Source organism: Acidimicrobiales bacterium (assembly GCA_036491125.1).
In the GTDB taxonomy this organism is placed as follows: Bacteria; Actinomycetota; Acidimicrobiia; order Acidimicrobiales; family AC-9; genus AC-9.
Genome location: DASXCO010000190.1, coordinates 1 through 1,511 on the forward strand (window position 1 = coordinate 1; position 1,511 = coordinate 1,511).

Below are 1,511 nucleotides of genomic sequence, written 5' to 3' on the forward strand. Positions count from 1 at the left end.
GACCTGTCCAAGGGCATGCTCGGCGCCAACGGGATCGTCGGCGGCGGCCCGCCGCTGATCTGCGGGACGGCGCTGGCCGCCAAGCTCAAGGGCAACGGCGGCGTCAGCGTCGCGTTCTTCGGCGACGGCGGCAGCAACCAGGGCACCACGCTGGAGTCGATGAACCTGGCCTCGGTGTGGAACCTGCCGGCCATCTTCGTGGCCGAGAACAACGGGTACGCCGAGAGCACGTCCAGCACCTGGTCGGTGGCCAGCGACAACATCGCCGACCGGGCCGCCGGGTTCGGCATGCCGGGCGTCATCGTGGACGGGTTCGACTTCTTCGCGGTGCACGAGGCGGCCAGCGAGGCGATCGCCCGGGCCCGGGAGGGCGGCGGGCCGACGCTCATCGAGATGAAGTTCACCCGGTACTTCGGCCACTTCGAGGGCGACCAGCAGACCTACCGGGCCAGCGAAGTCGAGCACGCGCGGGCCGAACTCGACTGCCTCAAGCGCTTCACCGACCGGGTGACCGAGACCGGCGAACTGACTCGTTCAGACCTCGACGCGGTCGACGCCGAGGTCGGGGCGCTGATCGACCGGACGGTCAGCGAGGCGAAGGCCGCGCCGATGCCCACCGAGGCGGACCTGCTCACCGACGTCTACGTGCGCTACTGACGGGAGGCTCAGGCCATGGCACGGAACATCACCTACCGCGAGGCCCTGAACGAGGCGCTGGCCCAGGAAATGGAGCGCGACGAGACCGTCATCGTGATGGGCGAGGACAACGCCGGCGGAGCCGGGGCGCCCGGTGACGACGACGCCTGGGGCGGCGTGCTCGGCGTGACCAAGGGGCTGTACCACAAGTTCCCCGGCCGGGTCCTTGACACCCCCATCTCGGAATCGGCGTTCATCGGCGCCGCGATCGGCGCGGCCACGGCCGGGATGCGCCCGGTGGCCGAGCTGATGTTCGTCGACTTCATGGGCGTCTGCTTCGACCAGATCTACAACCAGGCCGCGAAATTCCGGTACATGTTCGGCGGCAAGGCGATCACCCCCGTCGTGATCCGCACCATGTACGGGGCCGGGCTGCGGGCCGCGGCCCAGCATTCCCAGTGCCTGTATCCGCTGTTCACCCACATCCCCGGACTGAAGGTCGTCCTGCCCGCCACCCCGTACGACGCCAAGGGCATGATGATCCAGGCGATCAGGGACAACGACCCGGTGATGTTCTTCGAGCACAAGGCGCTCTACGACACCTCGGGCCCCGTGCCCGAGGAGAGCTACGTGGTGCCGTTCGGCGAGGCCAACGTGGTCCGCGAGGGCGGTGACGTCACGATCGTGACCCTGGGCCGGATGGTGCACACCTCGCTGGACGCAGCCGGGCAGCTCGCCGCGGACGGCGTGCAGGCTGAGGTCATCGACCTGCGCACCACCAGCCCGCTAGACGAGGACACCGTGCTGGAGAGCGTCGAGGGCACCGGCCGGCTGGTCGTGGTCGACGAGGCGCACCCCCGGTGCAACATCGCCAC

Annotated in this window: 2 protein-coding genes; both read left to right on the forward strand. The window is 69.4% G+C overall.

From position 1 onward, the window contains the following. Positions 1 to 657: thiamine pyrophosphate-dependent dehydrogenase E1 component subunit alpha (locus tag VGF64_15400; GenBank protein ID HEY1636149.1), on the forward strand; the 657-nt coding region annotated here is incomplete at its 5' end. 15 nt (positions 658 to 672) lie between these two features. Then, the coding region (locus tag VGF64_15405) for an alpha-ketoacid dehydrogenase subunit beta (protein HEY1636150.1) at positions 673 to 1,511 on the forward strand (839 nt) is incomplete at its 3' end.